22 protein-coding genes are annotated in these 24,482 nt (G+C 61.0%); 13 read left to right on the top strand and 9 right to left on the bottom strand.

Annotated features, from left to right (window positions below; translation table 11 throughout):
* Positions 1-79 precede the first annotated feature (79 nt).
* From nikR to trxA, 3 genes are all read right to left on the bottom strand, one after another.
* On the bottom strand, positions 80-592 hold the full coding sequence (gene nikR, locus GDJ93_RS04805; RefSeq protein WP_226812468.1) for a nickel-responsive transcriptional regulator NikR: 513 nt from the start codon (positions 590-592) through the stop codon (positions 80-82).
* A gap of 1 nt (position 593) precedes the next feature.
* Positions 594-842: a hypothetical protein gene (locus tag GDJ93_RS04800; protein ID WP_006235225.1), complete on the bottom strand. Its 249-nt coding sequence runs from the start codon at positions 840-842 to the stop codon at positions 594-596.
* 231 nt (positions 843-1,073) lie between these two features.
* Positions 1,074-1,394 (bottom strand): thioredoxin, encoded by a 321-nt coding sequence (gene trxA / locus GDJ93_RS04795; protein WP_022093990.1) that lies wholly within the window; start codon positions 1,392-1,394, stop codon positions 1,074-1,076.
* A gap of 136 nt (positions 1,395-1,530) precedes the next feature.
* On the opposite strand from trxA, the gene GDJ93_RS04790 reads away from it, so the two are divergent.
* Positions 1,531-2,106, top strand: coding sequence for a hypothetical protein (locus tag GDJ93_RS04790; RefSeq protein WP_152067939.1), 576 nt, complete (start codon positions 1,531-1,533; stop codon positions 2,104-2,106).
* A gap of 18 nt (positions 2,107-2,124) precedes the next feature.
* On the opposite strand, the gene GDJ93_RS04785 is transcribed toward GDJ93_RS04790, so the two are convergent.
* Together GDJ93_RS04785 and GDJ93_RS04780 are read right to left on the bottom strand one after the other, a co-directional pair.
* The gene (locus GDJ93_RS04785) at positions 2,125-3,402 is read right to left on the bottom strand and encodes a sensor histidine kinase (protein WP_152067938.1); all 1,278 of its coding nucleotides are present in this window, start codon (positions 3,400-3,402) and stop codon (positions 2,125-2,127) included.
* Positions 3,402-4,124, bottom strand: coding sequence for a LytR/AlgR family response regulator transcription factor (locus tag GDJ93_RS04780; RefSeq protein WP_022093993.1), 723 nt, complete (start codon positions 4,122-4,124; stop codon positions 3,402-3,404). Before GDJ93_RS04780 ends, GDJ93_RS04785 begins: the two co-directional genes overlap by 1 nt.
* 292 nt (positions 4,125-4,416) lie before the next feature.
* Between GDJ93_RS04780 and nadA the strand changes: the two genes are divergently transcribed.
* The 4 genes from nadA to GDJ93_RS04765 are packed head-to-tail and all read left to right on the top strand — an operon-like array spanning position 4,417 to position 8,283.
* Positions 4,417-5,442, top strand: a complete 1,026-nt coding sequence (gene nadA, locus GDJ93_RS04775; RefSeq protein WP_117583639.1) for a quinolinate synthase NadA — start codon at positions 4,417-4,419, stop codon at positions 5,440-5,442.
* 28 nt (positions 5,443-5,470) lie between these two features.
* Positions 5,471-6,874: an FAD-binding protein gene (locus GDJ93_RS10125; RefSeq protein ID WP_192923956.1), complete on the top strand. Its 1,404-nt coding sequence runs from the start codon at positions 5,471-5,473 to the stop codon at positions 6,872-6,874.
* A 3-nt stretch (positions 6,875-6,877) separates the two neighbouring features.
* Positions 6,878-7,738: a carboxylating nicotinate-nucleotide diphosphorylase gene (gene nadC / locus GDJ93_RS10120; RefSeq protein WP_226812465.1), complete on the top strand. Its 861-nt coding sequence runs from the start codon at positions 6,878-6,880 to the stop codon at positions 7,736-7,738.
* Entirely contained in the window at positions 7,738-8,283 is a 546-nt protein-coding gene (locus GDJ93_RS04765) for a transcription repressor NadR (RefSeq protein WP_152067937.1), read from the top strand. The genes nadC and GDJ93_RS04765 overlap by 1 nt, the downstream gene beginning before the upstream one ends.
* A gap of 201 nt (positions 8,284-8,484) precedes the next feature.
* On the opposite strand, the gene GDJ93_RS04760 is transcribed toward GDJ93_RS04765, so the two are convergent.
* Complete coding sequence (locus tag GDJ93_RS04760; RefSeq protein ID WP_006235216.1) at positions 8,485-8,670, bottom strand: DUF362 domain-containing protein; 186 nt, start codon at positions 8,668-8,670, stop codon at positions 8,485-8,487.
* A 658-nt stretch (positions 8,671-9,328) separates the two neighbouring features.
* Between GDJ93_RS04760 and dnaK the strand changes: the two genes are divergently transcribed.
* The 5 genes from dnaK to GDJ93_RS04735 all read left to right on the top strand — a co-directional run bounded on the left by dnaK (position 9,329) and on the right by GDJ93_RS04735 (position 16,324).
* Positions 9,329-11,221: a molecular chaperone DnaK gene (gene dnaK / locus GDJ93_RS04755; protein WP_152067936.1), complete on the top strand. Its 1,893-nt coding sequence runs from the start codon at positions 9,329-9,331 to the stop codon at positions 11,219-11,221.
* 2 nt (positions 11,222-11,223) lie between these two features.
* On the top strand, positions 11,224-12,066 hold the full coding sequence (locus GDJ93_RS04750; protein WP_152067935.1) for a nucleotide exchange factor GrpE: 843 nt from the start codon (positions 11,224-11,226) through the stop codon (positions 12,064-12,066).
* Between the two features lie 108 nt (positions 12,067-12,174).
* Positions 12,175-13,140 (top strand): DnaJ C-terminal domain-containing protein, encoded by a 966-nt coding sequence (locus GDJ93_RS04745; protein WP_099432528.1) that lies wholly within the window; start codon positions 12,175-12,177, stop codon positions 13,138-13,140.
* A gap of 72 nt (positions 13,141-13,212) precedes the next feature.
* Positions 13,213-13,629: a heat shock protein transcriptional repressor HspR gene (locus GDJ93_RS04740; protein WP_006235210.1), complete on the top strand. Its 417-nt coding sequence runs from the start codon at positions 13,213-13,215 to the stop codon at positions 13,627-13,629.
* 394 nt (positions 13,630-14,023) lie between these two features.
* Positions 14,024-16,324 carry a hydratase gene (locus GDJ93_RS04735; RefSeq protein WP_152067934.1) on the top strand — a complete coding sequence of 767 codons (2,301 nt, stop codon included), beginning with the start codon at positions 14,024-14,026 and terminating at the stop codon, positions 16,322-16,324.
* Between the two features lie 171 nt (positions 16,325-16,495).
* On the opposite strand, the gene GDJ93_RS04730 is transcribed toward GDJ93_RS04735, so the two are convergent.
* Complete coding sequence (locus GDJ93_RS04730; protein ID WP_152067933.1) at positions 16,496-17,143, bottom strand: hypothetical protein; 648 nt, start codon at positions 17,141-17,143, stop codon at positions 16,496-16,498.
* 885 nt (positions 17,144-18,028) lie between these two features.
* On the opposite strand from GDJ93_RS04730, the gene clpB reads away from it, so the two are divergent.
* The 3 genes from clpB (at position 18,029) to GDJ93_RS04715 (ending at position 22,655) form a co-directional block, all read left to right on the top strand.
* Complete coding sequence (gene clpB, locus GDJ93_RS04725; protein WP_138375308.1) at positions 18,029-20,656, top strand: ATP-dependent chaperone ClpB; 2,628 nt, start codon at positions 18,029-18,031, stop codon at positions 20,654-20,656.
* A 130-nt stretch (positions 20,657-20,786) separates the two neighbouring features.
* Positions 20,787-20,981: a hypothetical protein gene (locus GDJ93_RS04720; protein ID WP_226812464.1), complete on the top strand. Its 195-nt coding sequence runs from the start codon at positions 20,787-20,789 to the stop codon at positions 20,979-20,981.
* Between the two features lie 321 nt (positions 20,982-21,302).
* Positions 21,303-22,655 (top strand): ATP-binding protein, encoded by a 1,353-nt coding sequence (locus GDJ93_RS04715; RefSeq protein WP_152067931.1) that lies wholly within the window; start codon positions 21,303-21,305, stop codon positions 22,653-22,655.
* 73 nt (positions 22,656-22,728) lie between these two features.
* On the opposite strand, the gene GDJ93_RS04710 is transcribed toward GDJ93_RS04715, so the two are convergent.
* Both GDJ93_RS04710 and GDJ93_RS04705 read right to left on the bottom strand, forming a co-directional pair.
* On the bottom strand, positions 22,729-24,210 hold the full coding sequence (locus GDJ93_RS04710) for a hypothetical protein (protein WP_152067930.1): 1,482 nt from the start codon (positions 24,208-24,210) through the stop codon (positions 22,729-22,731).
* 183 nt (positions 24,211-24,393) lie between these two features.
* Positions 24,394-24,480 carry an IS3 family transposase gene (locus GDJ93_RS04705; protein WP_226812388.1) on the bottom strand — a complete coding sequence of 29 codons (87 nt, stop codon included), beginning with the start codon at positions 24,478-24,480 and terminating at the stop codon, positions 24,394-24,396.
* Positions 24,481-24,482 lie beyond the last annotated feature (2 nt).

Raw genomic sequence — 24,482 nt, 5'->3', positions numbered from 1 at the left:
TTTATTTTGGTAGGTAAAACTTCTAAACCTGCCAAAACAAACCTGTCCCTATTTGGCAGGTGCGCTGCGGGAAATCCCGCTACAGCCCCAGGCTCTGCTTGGTGGCGGCGCACGTGAGCTCGCCGTGCTTAACGCCGCGCAGGCCCAGCAGGCGGTCGGCTAGTTCGTAGACGCGCTCGCCGCGACCCTTGAGTGCCAGGATTTCCAAGCAGTTGTGGTGATCCAAATGCACGTGCATCGTCGATACGATCTCGTCGGTGTAGTCGTGCTGCACCTCGTCCAGGCGGCGCGTCAGATCGCCGGTGTGATGGTCGTAGATCATGGTGAGCGACCCGATAACGTGCTCATCGGGCGTGCGCATCTGCTCTTTGGCGATCGAGGCGCGAATCAAATCGCGCACGGCCTCGGAGCGGTTGGCCACGTCGCCGCGGCGCGCGATCTGCTCGTCAAAACGGCGCAGCAGGTCGTCGGGTGCGGTAACCGAAAAACGGACCAGCTCGGAGCCGGAGCCACTACAGTGGCAGCCCGCGTCACCGTCCGCCCCGTGCGGATGCTCGTGCTCGTACTCGCAACAGTGCTCGTGTTCGGCCACCTTACACCAGCTTCACGGAGCCGACGGAGTTGTGGTCGGCCTCGATGGCTTCCTCGTAGCCCTCGAGCGCGTCATGCGCCTCGTGGAGCGCGGCCATGGCGGCCTCGAGCTTGGCGCCGATGCGCTCCATGTCAAAATTCTCGGTCGCATGCAGCAGCTGATGGCTCCACTCGTGAGCGAGCTCGATGGTGTCGTCGACCTGCTTGACGCTCATGGCAAGCTGGCTCATGTTCATTCCAACATCATGCATGGGAAATCTCCTTTTGTATGGGGCAGTTCAGTGGTTCAGATTTTACTACGCCCGCTCTGCGCGCAGCTGCATAAGAAAACGGGTACGAGTCTGTGCGACCCGCACCCGTTCACTGGGGGCTGTTTGTGACTACCATACTATCCGTGGTTGCACTCGGTGCATTCAGAAGTCCGGCGAGCGGCGTAAAAGCGCTCATGGACGGCAGGCAGACGGCAACATGTAACAAGCGTATTACAGATGCTTCTCCAGCAGCGCCTGCAGCCTCGCCTTGGGCAGAGCGCCAACCGAGCGGTCAATCTCCTCGCCGTTCTTAAACACAATCAGCGTGGGGATGCTCATGACGCCATACTTCATGGCCAGGTCCTGGTTGTCGTCGACGTTGCATTTGGCAACGGCAAGCTTGCCCGCCAGCTCATCGGCAACCTCGTCAACGATGGGCGAGAGGGATCGACAGGGCCCGCACCACGGTGCCCAAAAATCGACCAGCACGGGCAGGCTGTCGTTAACGATGGAATCGAAGTTCTCGGGGGTAATCTGATTAATGTCAGCCATGGTGACCTCCATAATGCGACGCGGCTCGGCCGCGTAAAACTCAGTACGACCGTGCTTATACCCAGCCGCCCGCAAAGCAACCACTCGCGGGCGGCTCTTTTATATAATGGTGGGCACGCAAACGATTGGAGAGCGCATGCCCACGTCACAAAGCCAGAAAAAAGAAGCCATCGCCCAGGCGACCGAGCAGGAGCTCGCATCGCTCGCGGTCCGTGGCGTGCGTATTGCGGGCAACGCGTGCTCGCCGATCGTGCTGGTCAAAGGCGATTTGGACGAGGCCGAGCGTTCGGGTGGCGAGCTTGCCGCCGGCCCGGATGGCGCGGCGTTGCGCAAGGCGCTTGGGGCCATCGGCTACGCGCCCGAGGATTTTTGCGTGCTGGCAAGCGTCGCCGGCGTGGGTGACGGGGCGGTCGCGACAGGCGAGGGCCTACCGTGCGAGCTGTTCCGCGAGGCGCTCGAGGCCTTGGACCCCGAGGCGGTCTTGCTGCTGGACGATCGCGCGGCCGATACCATGCGCGAGACCTATGCCGACATGCTTGTGGCAATCGACGACTTCGATACCGCTATGCTCAAGCCCGGCTTGGTCGCCCATGTGCAGGGCCGCCGCGTGCTCGCGCTCGACGGCTTTGAGGCGGCACTCACTGACAAAGCCGCCAAGCAGCGCATGTGGGCATACATCAAGCAGCTGACCCCGGCAGCCGCTCCGCTGTAGCGAGGCTGGCGGCAGCCCCTACATCACGGCGCGCAGCTCAAACCGATCGCCGTTAATGCGGAACTGACAGTTGCCGTTCATGCGCTCCACGGCAAGTTTGATGCTCTTGGTGCCAAAGCCGTGGCCCGCATGCCGGGTCACGGGCATGCCGTCGACCATGCGCGGCGCGCGGTCAAACGTGTTGGAAACTAACAGCAGCAGCTGGCCGTCCTCTAATCGCAGGTCAAAGTCGACGAATCGCTTTCCCTGGGGCGCGGCGCTCGCGGCGGTGATAGCGTTTTCCAAGGCATTTGAGAGCACGCTAAACAGGTCGGCGTCACCTACGTGGATGGTTTCGGGTACGGCGGCGCGCAGGTTGGCGGTAATGCCGTTTCTATTGATATCCGAGTTAAATGACGAAAGCGCGATGTTTACGGTCTCGTTGGCGCAGAAGCGGCGTACGGCGGTGCGATCGCCGGCTTCGCAGAGTTCATCGATGCGTTTGAGCGCCTCGTCGGTGTGGCCCTCCTCAATTAAAGCGGCCAGGCCGCGTAGGAAGTGGCGCATATCGTGGCGAAGAATCGACAGCTCGCGCCCAGATTGACGCCAAGCCTCGAGCTCTTTGATGGCGGCGCTGTCGCGGGTTTCGAGCATCCAGCGCTCTCGCTCGGCGGTTTCCTTTTCTTCGTATTCGCGCAGGTAAACGGCAAGAAACATAAGATAGAAGGCACAGAGCGCAAATGCCAAAAACTCAACCGTTACCACCGAGCCCGAGTGGAACAGCGTGGTGTAGACGTTGGTGGCATAGTCAAAGACGTAATAGACGAGCGGCAGGATTAAAAGGATGCCCAGCTCGGTGGTGCTTTTAATCGCCAAGCGTGGACCGATGTCGCCGGCCCAATGCAACAGGACGGCAAAGACGGCGAGTGTGGTCGCGATGCGCGCCAGATAGTACGCGATCTGCGAATCGGTTGCGGCAAAGGCGGCGATGCCCATCCAATTGCTGAACTGGCAGCTCAGATAAGCACTCGTAATGCCGAGCGCGGCAAGCAGCGGGCTCAGGCGGTAGCGCGCACACAGGTAGACGATAAGCGGCAGGTGCACGGCAAGTGGATAAACCTGTCGGGCAAATAGTTCGCCGCCAACGACATTGGCGATCGAAAAGGCAGAGCCGGTCACGATGCCGACCAACACCAGTTCAAGCGCATGACGCCGGTTGATCTCGACACCGCACAGCGCCGCCGAGGCAAAGACGCCAAAGAGCAGCGTCGTGGCGTGGTGGATTGCCCAAAGGACCATTTCGACCGAGGAGACCATCAGTGTCTCCCACCCTCAAAGCGCACCGCAAAGTAGGCGTCTTGGAATCCCTGCTTGCAACTGCGCGAAAGCGGGATGCACGCGCCCGAGCGCATGACGATGTCCGTGCGGTCAAAGTGATCGATATTGCGCAGGTTGACCTGGTAGCTGCGGTGGCATTTAAAGAAGACCGCGTTTTGCTCCAAGCGGTCCTCGACGCTGCGGAACGACTCGAGTGCCTCGATATCGCGTCCGTCGCGCAGGTGGAAGACCACGTGCTTGTTGCGCGCCTCGGCATATTCGATGTCGGACAGGCGCAGGGCGTGGTAGCCAAAGGAAGTTTTGATCACGAGCTCGTCGGTTGCCGCCGGGCGCATGCTCGAAAGCTCGTCGAGTAACTGCGCCAGGCGTTCGTAAGTCACTGGCTTGAGCAGATAGTCGAAGGCGCGGACCTCGTAGGATTCCAGCGCGAACTCGGGCGACGAGGTGAGGAACACCAGGCGCACGGCGGTGTCGGCCTGGCGCAGTTCGCGTGCGGTGTCCATGCCGTTGACGAGCGGCATGATCATGTCGAGCAGAATGATGTCGGCGCGCGATGCGGCATGGCGGGCCAGCAGGTCCTCGCCGCGTGTGACGAGCGCAACATCGACCGCCGTGCCCGTCTCGGTCGACCAACGGTCGATCATCCGGTGCAGTCTATCTAGAAAAGCGACATCATCGTCGCAGGCAATAATCTTGAGCATTCGGCCCCCTTAAGTAGTTCGATTTTGCCACATCGGGTACGCGCCGCTTGCGGGGGTGCGGACCGTTTGCGCCCCACGGCGTGCAACTCGCGCCAAGCGGTATTGCGGTGGCGAAAGATGCCTCCTGCGCCATCGAGAGCTCAGCTATCCTCAGCTTGCCAGTTCGAATATGGACCTGCCACATGATTGAATCTATATTTCAACTTTACACCTAGGTTTACAGCTGTCTTGTCAGCTGTAAACCTAGGTGTCATACTAAAGCCCCAAGATTCGCCAAAAGAGAGGGGCCTTGATGGCACAGAGCGCGAACATGGATGCGTCGGAGCTTGCACGCGATATCGCGGCCGGCTTGGCATCGGCAACGACGGCAACGGAGCGTGCGGCACTGGTGCCCGCAGAGCTCGTCGAGGCCATTCAGCAACTAAAAACCCAACGTGACGCGGTGATCCTGGCGCACTATTACGTGGCGCCCGAGGTCCAAGCCGTTGCCGATTACGTCGGCGATAGCTTCTACCTGGCAAAGCTCGCCAAGAGCCTGCCGCAGCAGACCATCGTGTTGTGCGGCGTGGAGTTTATGGGCGAGAGCGCCAAGCTGCTCAATCCCACTAAGACCGTGCTGCTGCCCGAGCCGGGCGCAGACTGTCCCATGGCGCACATGGTCAAGCGCGAGACGGTTGACGCGGCGCGCGCCGAGTACGGCGACGACCTGGCCGTGGTGTGCTACGTCAACTCCACGGTCGAGATCAAGAGCTGGAGCGACGTGTGCGTCACCAGTTCCAACGCCGTTAAGATTGTGTCCGAGCTGCCGCAGCAGCATATCCTGTTCATTCCCGACCAAAACCTGGGACGCTTCGTAGCCGAGCAGGTGCCGCAAAAGCACGTCATCCTCAACAACGGCTACTGCCCACGCCATCACATCATCACCGTCGAGCAGATCGTCGACGCGACGGAGGCCCACCCCGACGCGCTCGTGCTGGCGCATCCTGAGTGCAAGGCCGACGTTCTGGCCGAGGCCGACTACATCGGCTCCACCGCCGGCATCATCAAGTATGCCGAGGAGTCCGACGCGAGCGAGTTCATTATCGTGACGGTCCGCGGCGTGCTCTACGAGCTCGAGCGCCGCTGCCAGGGCACCGGCAAGAAGTTCTATTTCCCCGCGGTGCAGCCCACCTGCGTCAACATGGACCTCATCACGCTCGAAAAGCTCGTGCGCTGCCTGGAGACGGGCGAGGGCGAGGTGCAGATCGGCGTCTCGGACGAGGCAGCAGACCAGGCCAAGCTCACGCTCGACCGTATGCTCGAGTACGCAGCACGCTAGAACAATGTTGCATGAGGGACGGTCCCTTATGTCACATTCAAGGGAGAGGATTCCTGTGGAAACCAAGCAATACCCCGATATGGAGTGCGACGTCGTCATTGCCGGCTGCGGCGTGGCGGGTCTGTACGCGGCCCTCAATCTGCCGACGAGCACGCGCGTGATCATGCTCTCCAAGGGCGCGGTCGATGAGTGCGATTCGATGCTCGCGCAGGGCGGCATCTGCGTGCTGCCCGAAGGCTCGGACTACGATGCCTTCTTTGAGGACACCATGCACGCCGGCCACTACGAGAACCGCCGCGAGAGCGTCGACATCATGATTCGCTCGAGCCGCTCGGTCATCAACGACCTGCTAGCGATGGGCGTGGATTTTGAGCGCAAGGCCGACGGCAGCCTCAATTTTACCCGCGAGGGCGCGCACAGCCGTCCGCGCATTGCCTTCCATGCCGACATTACGGGCAAGGAGATCACGACCAAGCTGCTCCAGGCCGTTCGCAAGCTGGACAACGTGCAGATTTTGGAGCACGTGGCCATGACCGACATCCTGACCGCCGAGCGCGATGACGCCACGGTGTGCACCGGCGTCGTCGCCGTAGCCGTGGACGAGGACAACTCGGTTCGCCCCGCCGACGAGCTGGCAAATGCCGCTGAGGGCGTGCATGCCGGTAAGCCGTTTAAGATCCATGCCCGCCACACGCTGTGGGCGACGGGCGGCATTGGCGGCGTCTACGACCACTCGACTAACTACCCGCAGCTCACGGGCGACGCCTGCTACATCGCTCAGGAGCATGGCATTAAGATGGAGCACCTGGACTACGTGCAGATCCATCCCACGGGTCTGTTCTCGCCGCAGCCGGGTCGCACGTTCCTGATCAGCGAGAGCTGCCGCGGCGAGGGCGCGATTTTGCTCAACGCCGCCGGCGAGCGTTTTACCGACGAGTTGCAGCCGCGCGACGTTGTCGCCGCCGCCATCCGCGAGCAGATGAAGCAGGATGACACCGAGCACGAGTGGCTGAGCTTTGCCCCCGTCGAGCGCGACGTGGTGACCGGGCACTTCGCCAACATCCGCGCGCGCTGCCTGGAGGACGGTCGCGACATCCTGGATGAGCCCATTCCCGTTACGCCGACGCAGCACTACTTTATGGGCGGCGTGTGGGTCGACAAGGACGGCCGCACCTCGATGCCCGAGCTCTACGCCGCGGGCGAGACGGCCTGCAACGGCGTTCACGGCAAGAACCGCCTTGCTTCAAACAGCCTGCTCGAGGCGCTGGTCTGGGGTCGTCGCGCCGCGTGGTATATGCGTACCGGCGAGTCGCTGGCCGTGGAGCAGGCGGGCGATCCCGCGCTCGATGGCCGTCATCGCGCCCTGGGCGCCGACCCTCTGGCAATCGATGATTTGGCCCGTGCCGCCGGCACGCAGGCCGTGGAGGAGTAGACCATGAATCCCATTACCATGAAGCTCGTCGTCGATGATCTGATTCTGCAGGCTCTGCGCGAGGACATTACGTTTGAGGACGTGAGCACGGCGAGCGTGTGCCCCACGGCGCGTCCCGCCACGGTGGAGCTTATCGCCAAAGCCGATGGCATCATCGCCGGCCTGGATGTGTTCGCTCGCACCTTTGAGCTGCTGGATTCGCAGAGCTCGGTGCTGCTCGACGTTGCCGATGGCGACGAGGTGCACGCCGGCGACCATGTGGGTCAGGTGCGCGGCGATGCGCGCGTGCTGCTTTCGGGTGAGCGCGTGGCGCTCAACTACCTGCAGCGCATGAGCGGCATCGCTACCTATACACACAGCATGGCCGCGGCGCTCGAGGGAACCAAGACCGTGCTCGTCGACACGCGCAAGACCACGCCGGGCATGCGCGTGTTTGAGAAGGCGGCGGTTGAGATTGGCGGCGGCAGCAACCACCGCTACAACCTGTCGACGGCCGTCATGCTCAAGGACAACCACATCGATGCCGCCGGCGGCGTGACGCGTGCGATCGAGATGGCGCGCGCCCATGCGTCGTTTACCACGACGGTCGAGATTGAGTGCGAGAACCTGGACATGGTGTGCGAGGCCGTGGAGGCCGGCGCCGACATCATCATGTTCGACAACATGACCCATGACGACATGACCGCCGCGATTGAGCTTATCGCCGGTCGCGCCAAGACCGAGTGCTCGGGCAACGTGGACGCCAGCAATATCCGCGCGCTCGCCGACCTGGGCGTTGACTTTATTAGCTCGGGCGCGCTGACACACTCCGCCCCGATCCTCGACCTCTCACTTAAGCACCTGCGTCTGCTGGACGGTAAATAATGAACGCCCGCGAGCGTCGCCGTGCCATCATGGACGTGCTCGAGGTGGCCAAGGAGCCCGTTTCGGGCAGCGCACTTGCCCGCGAGGTTGGCGTGAGCCGTCAGATCGTGGTTCAGGATATTGCCCTGCTGCGTGCCGATGGGCACGATGTCGTGGCCACCAACCGTGGTTATGTGCTGCAGGAGGCCCCCAGCAGCCCCGCCGTGCCCACGCGCTTGGTCAAGGTTCGCCACAGCGTGGAGCAGGCAGGCGATGAGCTCACGAGTATCGTCGACGCCGGCGGCGCCGTGCTCAACGTGATCGTCAATCACCGCGTGTACGGCAAGATCACGGCCGACCTGGACATTCGCAATCGTCGAGATGTCGAGCGCTACCTGCACGATATCGAGAGCGGCAAGAGCTTTCCGCTACTAACGGTGACGAGCGGCTATCACTTCCATCGCATTGCGGCGGAGGACGAGCAGACTCTCGACGAGATCGAGGCCATACTCAAGGAGAAGGGCTATCTGGCAGACCTGATGCCCTACGAGGATGATTTGTCCTAGCCCGACACCGTCTTTATAAGTTGCGGTGAAATAGTTCCTAAAATCGGCATCCAAAACATAAAACAGGAACTATTCCACCGCAACTGCCAAGGGTCCCGCTCCAAATTAGCTGCCCACATATGCAAAAGGAGGCCTCCGCGGCGATGCGGAGGCCTCCTTTTTTGTGCACGGTGTACTTTTGAGTGTGCAGTGGGGGAGTCGTTACTCCTCGACGATTTCGGTGATCGCGCCAGCGGGGCAAGCGTCCTGGCAAGCGCCACAGGCGACGCAGGAGTCCTCGTCAGCGACGGTAGCGACGTCCTGGAGCTCCAGAACGCCAGCGGGGCAGGAGTCGACGCAAACGCCACAAGCGATGCACTCGTCGGCATCAATTACGGGATGAGCCATGGTAGTTTCCTCTCTGTTGACCGACGCTACAGACGATGCGCGCCGGTTTGATTCGGGCAAAAACATACCACGGGAGCGACCGTTTGCAATACCCTCTGGCCGGCATCTTCATACCGTTCGCCGAGTATGCCAAGGTTTACTAAAAAACGCGCAGGTGGGGCCGTTGAGCTGCGTAAATGTTAGCTAAAGGTGACTTGAAATATAGGGCGATTGAGCGTGCTTGCGGAAACCGCATCCCATTATTTTGTCGAAAAATGGGTTGCAGTTTCCGGTTAGGCCCGCTAGCGGAAAATGCGAGCCGGTATCAGCTCTCAAAACGGGATACGGTTTCCGGTTGAGCCTTCAGACGGAAACTGCGACCCGGAATCCACGCTCAAACCGGGATGAGCTTTCCGCAAGACGGCCCCCAGGCACCCCCGGACGCAAACCTCAGCCATCTCTACATAGATCTCGATAGATTTGCCGAGAACTCAAACAGTGCGTCTACCTGCGTATTTGCGAACCTAAACTCTCGGCAATAAGAAATCTTATATGAATTGACTTAGATTTTGTATATTCCGGCCCATAAGGGGATACACTACATCCTGAAAGACAAGCCGAAACACCGCTCGGCAGACCGCCGAGTCGGTGCAAACGCACAAGAGAGAGGGAATTTCTAATGGGCAAGATTCTTGGTATCGACCTTGGTACTACTAACTCCGCTATGGCCGTTCTCGAGGGTGGTTCTCCGACCATTATCGTGAACGCCGAGGGCGACCGCACCACCCCGTCCGTCGTGGGCTTCCGTGCCGACGGCGACCGCGTCGTGGGTAAGGCCGCTAAGAACCAGGCTGTCACCAACCCCAAGAACACCGTGTTCTCCATCAAGCGCTTCATGGGCCGCAAGTACTCCGAGTGCACCTCCGAGATCAAGACCGTGCCGTATGAGGTCAAGGAGGGCCAGGGCGGCCGTGCCGTCGTCGACATCGAGGGCAAGGATTACACCGCCGAGCAGGTGAGCGCCATGACGCTCGCGAAGATGAAGGCCGACGCCGAGAAGTATCTGGGCGAGACCGTTACCGACGCCGTCATCACCGTCCCGGCCTACTTCAACGACGCCCAGCGTCAGGCCACCAAGGACGCCGGTAAGATCGCCGGCCTCAACGTCAAGCGTATCGTCAACGAGCCGACCGCTGCTGCTCTTGCCTATGGCCTGGACAAGCAGGGCACCGACCAGCGCATCCTGGTCTTCGATCTGGGCGGCGGCACCTTCGATGTCTCCATCCTCGACCTCGCCGACGGCGTGTTTGAGGTTCTGTCCACCTCGGGCGACAACCACCTGGGCGGCGACGACTGGGATCAGCGCGTCATCGATTGGATGGCCGATAAGTTCCAGCAGGAGAACGGTGTCGACCTGCGTCAGGACCCCATGGCCCTGCAGCGTCTGAAGGAGGCCGCCGAGAACGCCAAGAAGGAGCTCTCCGCCGCCCAGCAGACCACCATCAACCTGCCGTTCATTACCATGAACCAGTCCGGCCCGCTGCACCTCAACTACACGCTGACCCGTGCCGAGTTTGAGAAGGTCACCCGCGACCTGCTCGAGCGCTGCAAGCAGCCTGTCACCAACGCCCTGCGCGACGCCAAGCTTAAGCTCTCCGATCTGACCGAGGTCATCCTCGTCGGCGGCTCCACCCGTATGCCCGCCGTCCAGGAGCTCGTCAAGACCATGACCGGCAAGCAGCCCAACATGTCCGTGAACCCCGACGAGGTCGTTGCCGACGGCGCTGCCGTCCAGGGCGGCGTGCTCACCGGCGACGTCGAGGGCATCCTGCTGCTCGACGTTACCCCGCTGTCGCTGGGCGTCGAGACCATGGGCGGCATCATGACCAAGATGATCGACCGCAACACCACGATCCCGACCTCCAAGACCGAGGTCTACTCCACCGCTGCCGACAACCAGACCAGCGTCGAGATCAACGTGCTCCAGGGCGAGCGCGAGCTTGCTCGCGACAACAAGTCGCTCGGTAAGTTCCAGCTGACCGGCATCCCGGCTGCCCGCCGCGGCGTGCCGCAGATCGAGGTTACCTTCGACATCGACGCCAACGGCATCGTCAAGGTCTCCGCTAAGGACAAGGGCACCGGCAAGGAGCAGCAGATCACCATTTCCGGCTCCACCGCGCTTTCCGACGACGAAGTCGATCGTATGGTCAAGGACGCCGAGGCTCATGCCGAGGAGGACAAGAAGCAGAAGGAAGAGGTCGAGGTCCGCAACCAGACCGACAGCCTGTGCTACTCCACCGAGCAGACCCTCAACGAGCTGGGCGACAAGGTTTCCGCCGACGTGAAGTCCAAGGCCGAGACCGCTATCGCCGACGCCAAGAAGGCGCTCGAGGGCTCTGACGTCGAGGCTATCAAGGCCGCCGGCGAGTCCCTGCAGTCCGTGGCCTACGAGCTGGCTCAGGTTGTCTACGCCGACGCTCAGCAGCAGACCGACGGTGCCGCTGGTGCCCAGCCTGCCGACGATGACGTTGTCGACGCCGACTACGAGGTTGTGGACGACGAGGACAAATAATCATGTCCGCCCGTAAAGCTCGCACGGAGGCGGCCGCCGCTGGCGCCGCCCCCGTTGACTCTGAGGAGAAGGACGTGAAGATTCCCGTAGAGGCCGCAGACGTTACCGAGGCCAACGAGGCCCCGGCCGCCGAGGCTGCCGAGAACCAAGTAGAGGATTCCAACAAGGAGGCGACGATGACCGAGGACGAGATGGTGGAAGCCGCTATCCGCGCCGGTGAAGAAGCCGCCGACAACGACTTTAAGCTCAAGTTCGAGCAGGCTCAGAAAGAGCTTGCCGACGTGCGCAATGAGCTCGATGCTGCGGCAGAGGCTCAGAAGGCCGCCGAGGACAAGGCAAAGGACGCCACCGAGCGCACCGCCCGTCTGCAGGCCGACTGGGAGAACTTCCGTCGCCGCACCGCCAACGAGCGCATCGCCGAGCGCGAGCGCGCGACCGAGAAGCTTGTCACCGCGCTGTTGCCGGTGATCGACGATATCGAGCGCGCGATCGACCATGCCCGCAGCCAAGAGCTTTCTGACGACTTTAAGCAGTTCGTCGATGGCGTTGACGCGGTACATGCCAAGCTGCTCGACGTGTTTGCGCATGAGGGCGTTGAGCCCATCGACCCCAAGGGCGAGGCGTTCGATCCGCTCGAGCACCAGGCTGTGGGTCGCGTCGAGGACGCATCGCAGTACGACGAGACCGTCAACGATGTGTACCAGAAGGGCTACCGCATGGCGGATCGCATCCTGCGTTCCGCGATGGTGACGGTGACCTACGGTGGCGAGAAGCGCCCCGCACCGGAGCCCGAAGCGGCACCCGAGGATGCTGCGGCCGATACGGCCGAGAGCACCGAGGAGTAATTGAGAAGGGCCCCGGGGCAACACCCGGGGCCCTTTCTGGCCTAGTGCCATATGAAAGCATGAGCCGTCGTCTGCATGGACGGCGGACGTAACAGGAGAGGAGCTACGATGGCTGCAGGCAAAACCTTCTATGACATCCTGGGCGTATCCAAGAGCGCCTCCGACAAAGAGATCAAGAGCGCGTTTCGCAAGCTCGCGCAAAAATATCACCCCGATGCCGGCGGCGACGAGGCCAAGTTCAAGGAGATTAGCGAGGCCTACGAGACGCTTTCGGACGAGAAGAAGCGCAAAGAGTACGACCAGATGCTCATGTTCGGCGGCATGCCGGGCGCGGGCGGCGCGTATAGCGGTGGCTACGGCGCCGGTGCCGGCGCGAGCGGCTGGGGCGATATCTTCGACAGCATCTTTAGCGGCAACGGCGCCTGGGGCAGCGATTGGGGCTCGGGCTTTGCCGGGGCTGCGGGCGCTGCCGGTGCCGGCGCGGGCCGCAGCCGTGCTCGCAAGGGCGGCGACCTGTCGCTGACTGTCGACGTGACGGCCGAGGACGCGTTTCGCGGCGTGACGCACAAGGTCACCTACCGCATTCCCTCGACGGGCGAGCAGCAGACCATCACGGTCTCGGTGCCTGCGGGTGCGGTCGACGGCGGCAAGCTGCGCTACAAGCGTCGCGGCGAGTATGGTGTTGCCGGCGGCGAGCGCGGCGACCTGGTCGTGACCACGCACGTGGAGGAGCATCCACTGTTTAAGCGTAAAGGTGCCGACGTGACCATGGAGGTACCGGTCTCGGTCTATGAGGCGGCGCTTGGCTGCACGGTTGACGTGCCGACGCCCGGCGGTGCGACGGTTCGTCTAAAGGTGCCCGCGGGTACCCAGACGGGCAAGAAGTTCCGTTTTAAAGAGATGGGTGCGCCTGACGTTAAGCATCGCGGGCGCACCGGTGCACTGCTTGTCGAGATCAAGGTGCAGGTTCCCACGAACCTGTCCGATGACGAGCGCGATGCCATGACCAAGCTGCGCGAGGCCGACACGCGCGACTACCGCGAGAAGGTCAACCGTTACAAGGCGACATACTAGGGCGGGCGTGGCGCACGCCCGCGCCCACGGGCTTATGATGGACGATAACGAGACGGAAAGGGGTCAGGTAGCATGGCCGAGGACAATAGGAACAAACCGCTGTACATGATCAGCGTGGCGGCCGAGCTGACCGGCATGCATCCGCAGACTCTGCGCGTCTACGAGTCCAAGGGCTTGGTGAACCCCCAGCGCTCGGGCGGCAACACGCGTCTGTATTCGCGTGCCGATATCGAGCGCCTGGAGCTCATCAACCAGCTGACCGACGAGGGCATCAACCTTGCCGGCGTGGTGCGCATTCTCGATATGAAGGAGCGTGCCGAGGAGCGCGAGCGCGAGAACGAAAAGCTCCGCGCCCGCGTGCGCCAGCTCGAGGACGAGCTGCACGAGTACAAGATGCAGAAGAAGATCACTGCCTTGGCCCCGCGCGACGGCTCAGTCAACCCCGAGCAAGTCATGCGCAAACTTTTGGGCGCAGGCGGAGATCTCTAGGTTACGCCGTTCTGCCGAACGGCGTAACGGCTCGACGCTGCGCGCCGCCCAGAGCGACAATTTGCCATTCAAAAGGCAAGGCATGACCAGAAGGTCTATGCCTTGCCTTTTTCATGCCAACTTGTTCGCTCTGGACGCCGCTCGCTGTCCGTCCTCTGCCTGCGGCGTTGCCTTGCTCCGGATACGGTAGGGTAGTCATTGGGGACGTTCTTAAATGACTAGTCGAAAGGGACACTCTTGCACCAAATCTGCCGGCCCTCGCCGGGTTCGTACCTTACTTTACCGAGATAAAGTGAACGTGTAGATTCGTAACCCACTCGCAACCGTTCTATGGCACGATATTGAACGAATGTATGCTATGCGCCCAAATCTTTTGGGCAGAGTGGGAGACAGTATGGTCAAGCTGTACGAGGACGGCATCTACCTGCGTAACGGCAGCGAGGTTGTGCCTGAGGCCGAGGCTGCCGAGCGCGGTATTACGCAGACGCCCGAGGATGCCAAGCGCGGCACCATCGCGTATTCGATCCTCCAGGCACACAATACGTCCGGCGACCCCGAGGCGCTCAAGATTCGCTTCGACGCCATGGCGAGCCACGACATCACCTTTGTCGGCATCATCCAGACGGCGCGCGCCTCGGGCATGGAGCAGTTCCCGCTGCCCTACGTGCTCACCAACTGCCACAACTCGCTGTGCGCCGTGGGCGGCACCATCAACGAGGACGACCACGTCTTTGGTCTCTCGGCTGCCAAGAAGTACGGCGGCATCTTCGTCCCGCCGCACATCGCCGTCATCCACTCCTTTATGCGTGAGAATTTCGCCGGCTGTGGCAAGATGATCCTGGGCTCCGACTCGCACACCCGCTATGGTGCCCTGGGCACCATGGCCGTGGGCGAGGGCGGTGGCGAGCTGGCAAAGCAGCTGCTGCGCGACACCTACGATGTCGCCTATCCCGGCGTCGTTGCCATCTACCTCACGGGCGCCCCGCGCCCCGGCGTTGGCCCGCACGACGTGGCGCTCGCCATCATCCGTGCCGTCTTTGCCAAGGGTTACGTTAAGAACAAGGTTATGGAGTTCGTGGGCCCCGGCATCGCGAGCATGACGACTGACTACCGCAACGGCGTCGACGTCATGACTACCGAGACCACCTGCCTGTCGAGCATCTGGGCCACCGACGAGGACACGCACGCGTTTTTGGCCATGCACGGCCGCGGCGACGACTACCGCGAGCTCAAGCCCGCCGATGTCGCCTACTACGACGGCTGTGTCGAGGTCGATCTGTCGAGCATCAAGCCCATGATCGCCCTGCCGTTCCATCCTTCCAACGGCTTTGAGATCGATGAGCTCAACGAGAACCTCGAGGACATCCTGCATGAGGTGGAGCTCGAGGCTGCCAAGATCGGCGAGGGCAAGACGCACTTTAGCCTGCTCGACAAGATCGTCGACGGTAAGCTGCACGTGCAGCAGGGCGTCATCGCCGGCTGCTCGGGCGGCAATTACGATTCCGTGGTCCAGGCTGCTCGCGTGCTCAAGGGTGCCAACACCGGCTGCGGCGAGTTCTCGCTGTCGGTCTATCCCACGAGCCAGCCCGTGGCACTCGAGCTTACGCGCCGCGGCTATATCTACGACCTCATGGAGGCCGGTGCGATCGTTCGCACGGCGTTCTGCGGCCCGTGCTTCGGCGCCGGCGACACGCCTGCCAACAACGGCCTGTCCATCCGCCACACCACGCGAAATTTCCCCAACCGTGAGGGTTCCAAGCCGGGTAATGGCCAGCTGAGCGCCGTGGCCCTGATGGATGCCCGCTCCATTGCGGCGACAGCTGCCAACGGCGGCGTCCTGACGTCGGCGACCGACCTGCCCGAAGACACTTGGGACGAGGCCTGCGAGTACACCTTTGACGATGCGCCGTACAAGAAGCGCGTGTACTGGGGCTTTGGCAAGGCGGAGCCTGCCGACGAGCTGGTCGAAGGCCCCAACATCAAGCCGTGGCCCGCGATGGAGCCCCTCGGCGACGACATCCTGCTCAAGGTGTGCTCCAAGATCATGGACCCGGTCACCACGACCGACGAGCTCATTCCCTCGGGTGAGACGAGCTCCTTCCGCTCCAACCCGCTGGGTCTGGCCGAGTTTACGCTCAGCCGCCGCGATCCGGCCTACGTCGGTCGTTCCAAGGAGGTCGACGCCGTGGAGAAGCGTCGCGTGGCCGGCGAGGCCGCGGGCGACCTGGCGGCGCTCGATGCCGAACTTGCCGGCGTGTTTGAGGCGCTGGCCGGCGCGGGTGTCGCGGTCGATGCCAAGGCGACCGAGTACGGCTCTATGCTCTATGCCAAGAAGCCCGGTGACGGTTCTGCCCGCGAGCAGGCCGCGAGCTGTCAGCGCGTGATTGGCGGCTTGGCCAACATCGTCCACGAGTACGCCACCAAGCGCTATCGCTCCAACGTGATGAACTGGGGCATGGTGCCCTTCCAGATGGAGGCCGAGCCCAACTTTGAGGTGGGCGATTACGTCTTCGTGCCGGGTATCCGTGCCGCGCTCGATGGCGACCTGAAGGACATCGCCGCCTACGTGGTGCGTGCCGACGGTGCGGTCGAGCAGATTGAGCTCTACATTGCCGATATGACGGCCGAGGAGCGTGCCATCGTCAAGGCCGGCTGCCTGATCAACTACAACAAGTTCAAGGCCGCTGCCGAGTAACGCACTTAATTGTCCGCCCGGGGCTTACCCTTTCCCGCCCGCTCACGCGCTTCGCGAGGGTCGCGTTCGGGAAAGGGTAAGCCCCGGGCTACATTTCTGCGTTCTCGTTGGGTCTTGAGGGACGCTAATAATTGACTGGGACCGCCACAAAGGTGCCTGCCCGGCGGGACCTTATTTCGATGGGGTCCAGGTTATTTCATCGTCAAATAGCCAAGTGCGTGCCGAGCCACTGTTGCGCGCTGTCTGCGGATCGGGCTCGCAAGTTTGTTCGTAGGCATCTTCGGTACACCGATCCATAAAATCGACGACTGCCGTCTGGTCGCCCTCCATGACGTAGATTACGTCGCCATCCGAGATATAGACCCCCGGTCCTTCATTGTCCACGTAGCCGGGGTCGTATGAGACGTTGCACAATCTGCTCCCGTTTGCCGCATCGAGCTCAAGGGTCGAATAATACCCGCCAACCATTTGGCCATTCTTGGCTCGATATATTGCGGCGCCGTACCATCGCTTAAACGTCTTGCCTTTGAGTAAACTGGTTGCCTTGCCGATAAGCTGCTCATCTTGGGTATAGCGCGTGGCTCCAAGTTCGATTCGGGGATAGTTACTGACCCCAAGCGCTGCGGGCGTACCGTCGAAATCGACGGTGATTGAATCGGGTTTGATGATATCGGTGAGGATTTCGATGGGGTAGCTTACGGTTTCAACCGCCGCCTGCGTTGCCGAGGCAGGGAGAAATGCGAGATAGATAATGCCCACGCCGACTGCGGTAATTGCAAACGCTAAGACGAGCAGGCCGATATAGGTGGAGCGTTTCACGGCGGGTACCTCGCAAACAGTATGCATTCATAAAGATAAGTGATACCAGCTTACGACAATATTCAAAAGAAAGCGATCGGTCGAAATGACGGGGCGAAAATGCCCTATTGGGCTTCGATTTGACCTCTAATAGGAATATTTGTCCCACTCATTCTGGGCGAGAGGTCAATAATTGAGTCCACGAGTCTTGAGCGATACTATTCTCACTAAACTCACTATTATCACAGTAAGCACTATAAATACGATAGGGAGGACAACGAGAACGTTGTGACGTGCGATAGCTAAGCCGTTTAAGCCGGACTCTGACCTTGAATCTCCGCCTCTATCTGTGCGAACGGGCTATTGTCGGTTCTCGATTCCATCGCTGCGTTCTCGTTGGGTCTTGGGATCGCCAAACGTAGACTGGGCTTGATGCCTCCTCTTTTAATCGGGGCTGATTCTTCTCTGGACCACCACAAAGGGGACAGGCGCCTTTGTGGTGGTCCTTGGTTTGTCTCGACTTGTAACATCTTGGCCGCTAAAAGTGGGCCTGGTGTTACAGATTTAGATTTTCGACTCAGGTGTCTTCGTTCGTCTCGATTTGTAACAGATAGAGCCCTATTTGCCGACTAGATGTTACAGATTGAGACAAACGGGCGCCGCTGAACAATTCGTCTCGATCTATAACATCTGGAGCCGGAAACGGTCGATAGATGTTACAGATCGAGATAGTTAGGGGACGAGGCCGCAGTGGGTGAGCGTGCCTGCCCCTATCTCTTAATCACTCAGAAAATCTTATATATAGAGACTTAGATTTGTGTATAAGATTGTACAAAGCTGGCAACAATACTTCTCGAACAACGTGAAGCCGCCCCGTAGGGCGGCCACCCCAAGAGAGGTGATTCCATGAGAATCGATAAGCTAGCAATGACGTCGCGCGAGGCGCTGCAGACCGCCATGAGCACGGCTGCCGATGCGCAGGCCGGCGCGGTGGAGCCGATTCATCTGCTGTCTGCCCTGCTCGGTGCCGGCGAGCGCAATATCTCCGTGATCATCGAGCGCATCGGTGCCGACCCGGCTCAGCTCGCACGCTCCACACAGGATGCCATCGACCACGCGCCCAAGGTTTCGGGCGAGGGCCAGCAGATGGGCCTGTCCAACGAGCTCGTCCGCGTCATCGAGAAGGCCGAGAAGAAGGCCACCAAGATGGGCGACAGCTTTGTGGTGACCGAGCATCTGCTGATGGCACTTGCCGAGGACAAGGGCGAGGCCGGCCGCGTTCTGCGCGACGCAGGCGTCACCAAGGAGCGCATCGAGCAAGTCTACGAGGAGCTGCGCGGCGATGACCGCGTGACGTCCGCCGAGGACAAGACGCAGTTTGAGGCGCTGGAGCAGTACGGTCGCAACATTTGCGACCTCGCCCGCGCCGGCAAGCTCGACCCGGTCATCGGCCGTACCGATGAGATTCGCCGCACCATCCAGGTCCTGTCCCGTCGTACCAAGAACAACCCCGTGCTCATCGGTGAGCCGGGTGTCGGCAAGACGGCCATCGTCGAGGGCATCGCCCAGCGTATCGTAGCCGGCGACGTGCCGAGCACGCTGCGCGACCGCGACCTCATCGAGCTCGACATGAGCGCGCTGGTCGCCGGTGCCAAGTACCGTGGTGAGTTCGAGGACCGCTTGAAGGCCGTGCTCAAGGAGGTACAGAAGTCCGAGGGTAAGGTCATCCTGTTCATCGATGAGCTCCACACCATCGTGGGCGCGGGTGCCACCGAGGGCTCCATGGACGCCGGCAACATCCTGAAGCCTGCACTCGCCCGTGGCGACCTGCACGCGATCGGCGCGACCACGCTTGACGAGTACCGCAAGTACATCGAGAAGGACGCGGCGCTCGCCCGTCGTTTCCAGACCGTGATGGTCTCCGAGCCCACCGTCGAGGACACCATCTCGATTCTGCGTGGCCTCAAGGAGAAGTACGAGATCTTCCACGGCGTGCATATCACCGATAGTGCGCTCGTGGCGGCTGCCGACCTCTCCGATCGCTACATCGCCGACCGTTTCCTGCCCGACAAGGCCATCGACCTGGTCGATGAGGCCGCAAGCCGCCTGCGCATGGAGCTCGACAGCATGCCGGTTGAGATCGACGCCACCACGCGTCAGCTCACCCAGCTGCAGATTGAGGAGCAGGCGCTCATGAAGGAGACCGACGATGCCTCCAAGGAGCGTCTGGAGGCCCTGCGCCAGGAGATTGCCGAGGTCCAGGAAAAGCTCAACGTGCAAAAGGCCGGCTGGCTCAACCAGAAGAACGCCATCGACCACGTGCAGGAGCTCAAGGGGCAGCTTGACGAGGCCAAGAGCGAAGAGGAGCGCGCGACGCGCAACGGCGACCTGGGCCGTGCGTCCGAGCTGCGCTACTCCGTGATTCCGGGCCTGCAGCAGCAGATTCAGGATTCCGAGGCTGCGCTCGAGGCACAAAAGCAGCAGGACGGCGAGGGCCTCAACGAACAGGTGACCTCTGATGAGATCGCCGAGGTCGTGAGTGCCTGGACCGGCGTGCCCGTGTCCAAGATGATGCAGGGCGAGCTCGACAAGCTGAAGGGCTTGGAGGGCGAGCTGCACAAGCGCGTCATCGGCCAGGACGAGGCGGTCTCCGCTGTCGCCGCGGCCGTGCGTCGCAGCCGTGCGGGCCTCTCCGATCCGGACAAGCCCATCGGCAGCTTCTTCTTCCTGGGCCCCACCGGCGTGGGCAAGACCGAGCTCGCCAAGGCGCTGGCCGAGTGCCTGTTCGATGACGAGCGTGCGCTCGTGCGTATCGACATGTCCGAGTACATGGAGAAGTTCAGCGTCCAGCGTCTGATCGGTGCGCCCCCGGGATACGTGGGCTACGACGAGGGCGGCCAGCTCACCGAGGCCGTGCGCCGTCGTCCGTACTCCGTGATCTTGCTCGACGAGATGGAGAAGGCTCATCCGGATGTCTTTAACGTGCTGCTGCAGGTGCTCGACGACGGCCGCCTGACCGATGGCCAGGGTCGCCAGGTGTCCTTCAAGAACACGATCATCATCATGACGTCTAACGTGGGCTCCAAGGCTATCGCTGAGCTTTCCGGCAAGGACGAGGAGGAGATGCGCCATCAGGTCGACGCGGCCATGGCTCAGACTTTCCGCCCCGAGTTTCTCAACCGTATCGACGATATCGTGGTGTTCCATCCGCTCGGCATGGCGCAGATCGAGAAGATCGTCGACATCCAGCTCGCCGACGTCCGCGCGCGTCTGGCCAAGGAGCGCATGACGCTTGCCATCACCCCGGCGGCCAAGCAGATGCTCGCCGTGGGCGGCTTGGACCCGGTCTTTGGCGCCCGTCCGCTCAAGCGTCTGGTTCAGCGCGAGGTCGTGGATGCCATCGCCGCCGCTATCATCGATGGCACGGTGCGTGAGGGCGATCAGGTGACGGTCGATGTCGACAAGGACGGCGGCTTTACCGTCGTGTGCGACAACACGCCGGCGGCCACCTACGAGGTCCCCGACGCCGAGTAGGTTTTGGGCCATGCCTTAAAATCTGCCTTTTGAGCCGAACGCCAAGGGCGGCGGATCCGATTGGGTCCGCCGCCCTTTTTCGTGCGACAATCGATAATGTTGAACGGATGCGATGCAAGGAGCTATGCAGATGAAAGACGAGATCAAGACAAGTGCGCCGGCGACCGATGCCGCACCCGCCGCACCCAAGCCTGTGCCTAAGCCGGCACCCAAGCCGCGCGACCCCTACATCCGTGCCGAGAACGAGGACGACGACGGCTACGATCCCTACAGCGATCGCCGCCCCGAGCGCGAGCCAATGTTCGAAGCCGACCCCTGGCGCTGAGTGCCACCAAAAAGGCCACCAAAAAGTTGCGGTGAAATAGGGACTGTTTTGCGGTTTGACCGGCAAAAACAATCCCTATTTCACCGCAACTGCGTTAGGGATTTTTCTACAGGGGGAGGGTAGTCAAAAAAGCTCCGTCCCAAATCGACTGTCTAGGGAGTCGCATTCGAGCTTGGTTGTCCTCTCAGCCACTTGGCATCCTTCGAGCAGTAATAGTGAAAAAACTTGCTTAAGTGTTAATCAAGTTAGACATAATCTTGCTCTCTAATTAATCAAGAATCGCTATAATTTTGATTAGCTAGAGAGCAAGATTGGAGAATCATGGCATTCAACGACTTGATCGCCCAGAAAATAAAGGACTTTGAACAGCAGGGGGTTCTGCAGGTCTTTGAGCGAGACCTTGATCTAGGAAACCCACAGGAGCCAAAGCGCGACAACATCGTAAATGTGATTGTGGGGGCCCGCCGTTGTGGAAAGACGTATCGCCTGTATCAGGAGATGCGGCGGCTTCAGAGCCGGGGCGTCGAGCTTGACCGGATGCTTTACTTCAATTTTGAGGATGAGCGCTTGCGCCCGTATGAGCCATCGTTGCTGGCGGACGTGCTCGACACGTTCTATGCGCTGTATCCTGTTGCTCGAACCGAGGGCGCTTACATTTTCTTTGACGAGATCCAGGAAATTCCCGAATGGGGTGCGTTTCTGCGGCGTGTAGTCGATACGGAGAAAGCGACCGTCTATGTGACGGGATCTTCTTCCAAGATGCTGTCCTCAGAACTTAAGAGCGAGTTCAGGGGTCGTTCTCTTGTGCGAGAGCTTTTTCCGTTGAGTTTTTCGGAATACGTTCGATATAAGACGGGGAGCGTTCCCGAGCCAGATGCGACTTTTTCCCCGAGCGATGCAGCGCTGCTTCGACATCATCTGATCGGGTATCTTGAACAAGGGGGATTCATCGCGACGCTTGAGCAGACGCCCGCAGACGCGATTCAGCTGCTACAGGAATATGCTTCGCGAACGGTCGCTATGGACGTCGTTGAACGTTACGACGTCAAGAACCCTCGCCTGGCGTCGCTGTTCTTGACGCGGTGTATGGCATCTTCGGGACGAGAGCTGTCAGTGAACAAAGTGTACAACGAGTTCAAGAGCAGACAGATACCCGTCAGTCGTAATTCGCTCAGCGATTTACTTGAGTATTATGAGGACGCCTACCTGTTATTTTCTGTGCCGGAGTTCACGCGTTCACTGGCAAATAACATGCGGTCTGCATCTAAGGTCTACGCTGTCGACCCTGCGATGTTTGGAGCATTCTCTCCCGCATCGGCATTGGACCAGGGCCAGAGGCTCGAGACCGCAGTGTTCAATGCGCTAAGAAGAAGGACTCCCGCGGTGAGGGTCGGCTCGGTCTGCCGCCTGCTGATCAAAGAGAAGAGCAAAAGCCATGAGGTGGACTTTGTGGCTGGGGACGCGCTTCTCATGCGGGCTTATAGCCTGATTCAGGTGAGTACGGATATGGCAAGTGAGAAAACGCGCGAGCGCGAAATTGCCGCGCTTGATGCCTCGATGGCCCAGTTCGATCTTGGCGAGTCGGCAATCGTTACCATGGATGAACAGACCGATATTCCATGCGAGCACGGTGTGGTCCACGTAATGCCCGCATGGAAGTGGCTCCTTGCCTAATCACCTATGGACCTGTGGGGTCAGGACCTCCTGGCTCCTTCATCACGGTTGGGGAGCACCTTGCTGTGCCAGGCTAGTCCTGGGCTTTGATGCTCGGCAGGAGAATCTGGGCGAGGTAGTCGGTCTCGAGTTTGGTGGCGGCGTCGGCCTTGCCGTCTTTGCCGACCAGCACGTTCTTGATCTGGCTATAGGTGTAGCGGTTACCGGTCGTAAGCTCGACAAGCTCAATGGCCGTGTCCATGGGGTAGGTTGACACGGGGTTCTGCGTCCGTCCGTTGATGGTCTGGGGCACCACGTACGGATAGACGGGGCCGCTGGCGTAGACGGTATAACCGTTGCCTAGATTGGCCGCGCCCAAAACCGTATCGCCTTCATCGGGCGTAAAGCTCTCGCCCTCGCGCACCGCGACGAGCGTCACGAGCGGCGTATTGGCGTCGTCGCCCAGATAGATGCATAGCGTGCTTCCGTTTTGCCAAGTTGCGACCTTGCCGTACCACTCGACGGGAATATCGAGCTGGTAGAGGTCGGTTGCCTTGTGGCGAGCGTCAGCATCACGGGACGCCTGTGCCTTTTGCGCGCTCACGGCATTGACGGCGGCGTCGCGCCGCGCGGTTGCTGCCTGCTGGAGCACTTTGGCAGCCGCGGCGGAGCTCGCACCGCCCTCCTCGGCATACTTGGCGGCGGCATCGATCTGGTCGTCAGTCACCGTGTCGGCCGAAGGCACCTTGAGCTTAAAGGTGGCCTGGGCACTTAAATCCTGTCCATCGCTCTTAACGGTGACCTGCGTCTTGGTGGTCGGGACGGTATAGATGGTGCCGTCGGCCGCGATGGGGGAGGCAGCGATGGAGAGCGTGTAATCGCCGGGCAGCAGTTTGATGCCGCGGCCGTGCTCGTCAACATAGAGCGTTTCGCTCACGGAGGAGCCATCAGCGTCCTGACCGCTCACCTGTACGGGAATCTTGGAGCCGGCGGAACAGTCGAGGCCCGCGGCATGCACGCCAATCTGCACCGACATCATCGTGTGGGCATTGGCGGCGGTGATGGCAGCCTGCTCTTGCCGGTATCCGTTCCAGGCTGCGTAGCCTGCGCCGCCGGCGACGAGCGCGACGGCCACAACGCCGGCAACCATCAGGTTGCGGCGCTTGGGTGACATCTTGCGATGGCGAACCTCGGCCTCGCGTGCCGAGGGAACGGACGGCAGGGGAATATCGCCCATGGCGATGGTCTCGTCCACGGCTGGTGCGGACCCCAGGCCAGGAAGCTCGCGGGTCAGCGAATCCTCGGCCGGCAAGCTGTCGAGCAAGACGGTTTCTTCGCCCGTGTCGGATTCGGGCTGGTCGTTGGCCTCGCTATCGTCCTCTTTGGCTTCGTCAGGAGCGTCTTTGGCGTCGCTGTCTTCGTCCTCAGTGCCTTCGTGCACCTCGTCCTGCGCGTCGACGGCCGAATCGCTAAACGAGAGCTCGTCTAGCGCGATCCGGTCAAGGCTCTCCAGGGCTTCGGCACATGCTTCCGCATCCTGGGCCGCATCCTCGCGGCCATACGTCTCATCGCTCATATATCCCCCAATGCAATATCGGCTCAACACTGTACCCAAAAATGGAGCCATATAAAGCGCATACGAAATATAAGATCCGATTTAACCTGAGCGCATCGTTCGGCCGCATCCTCGCGGCAGCAAAAGGCCCCCGGAACGCGGACGATGAACTGCACCCCAAAACTTGGACGGCTTAAATAAGAACTACGCCGCAAGGGACTGTCTCCGGAACTCCTCCGGGGTCAGTCCCTTCAGTTTAACCTGGCGCCTCCTCGTGTTCCAATGGACCACGA

This window comes from Collinsella aerofaciens (assembly GCF_902501475.1).
GTDB lineage: Bacteria > Actinomycetota > Coriobacteriia > Coriobacteriales > Coriobacteriaceae > Collinsella > Collinsella aerofaciens_AL.
Note: the sequence above shows the minus strand (reverse complement) of the source record. Positions and strands in the feature narration are given on the sequence as shown.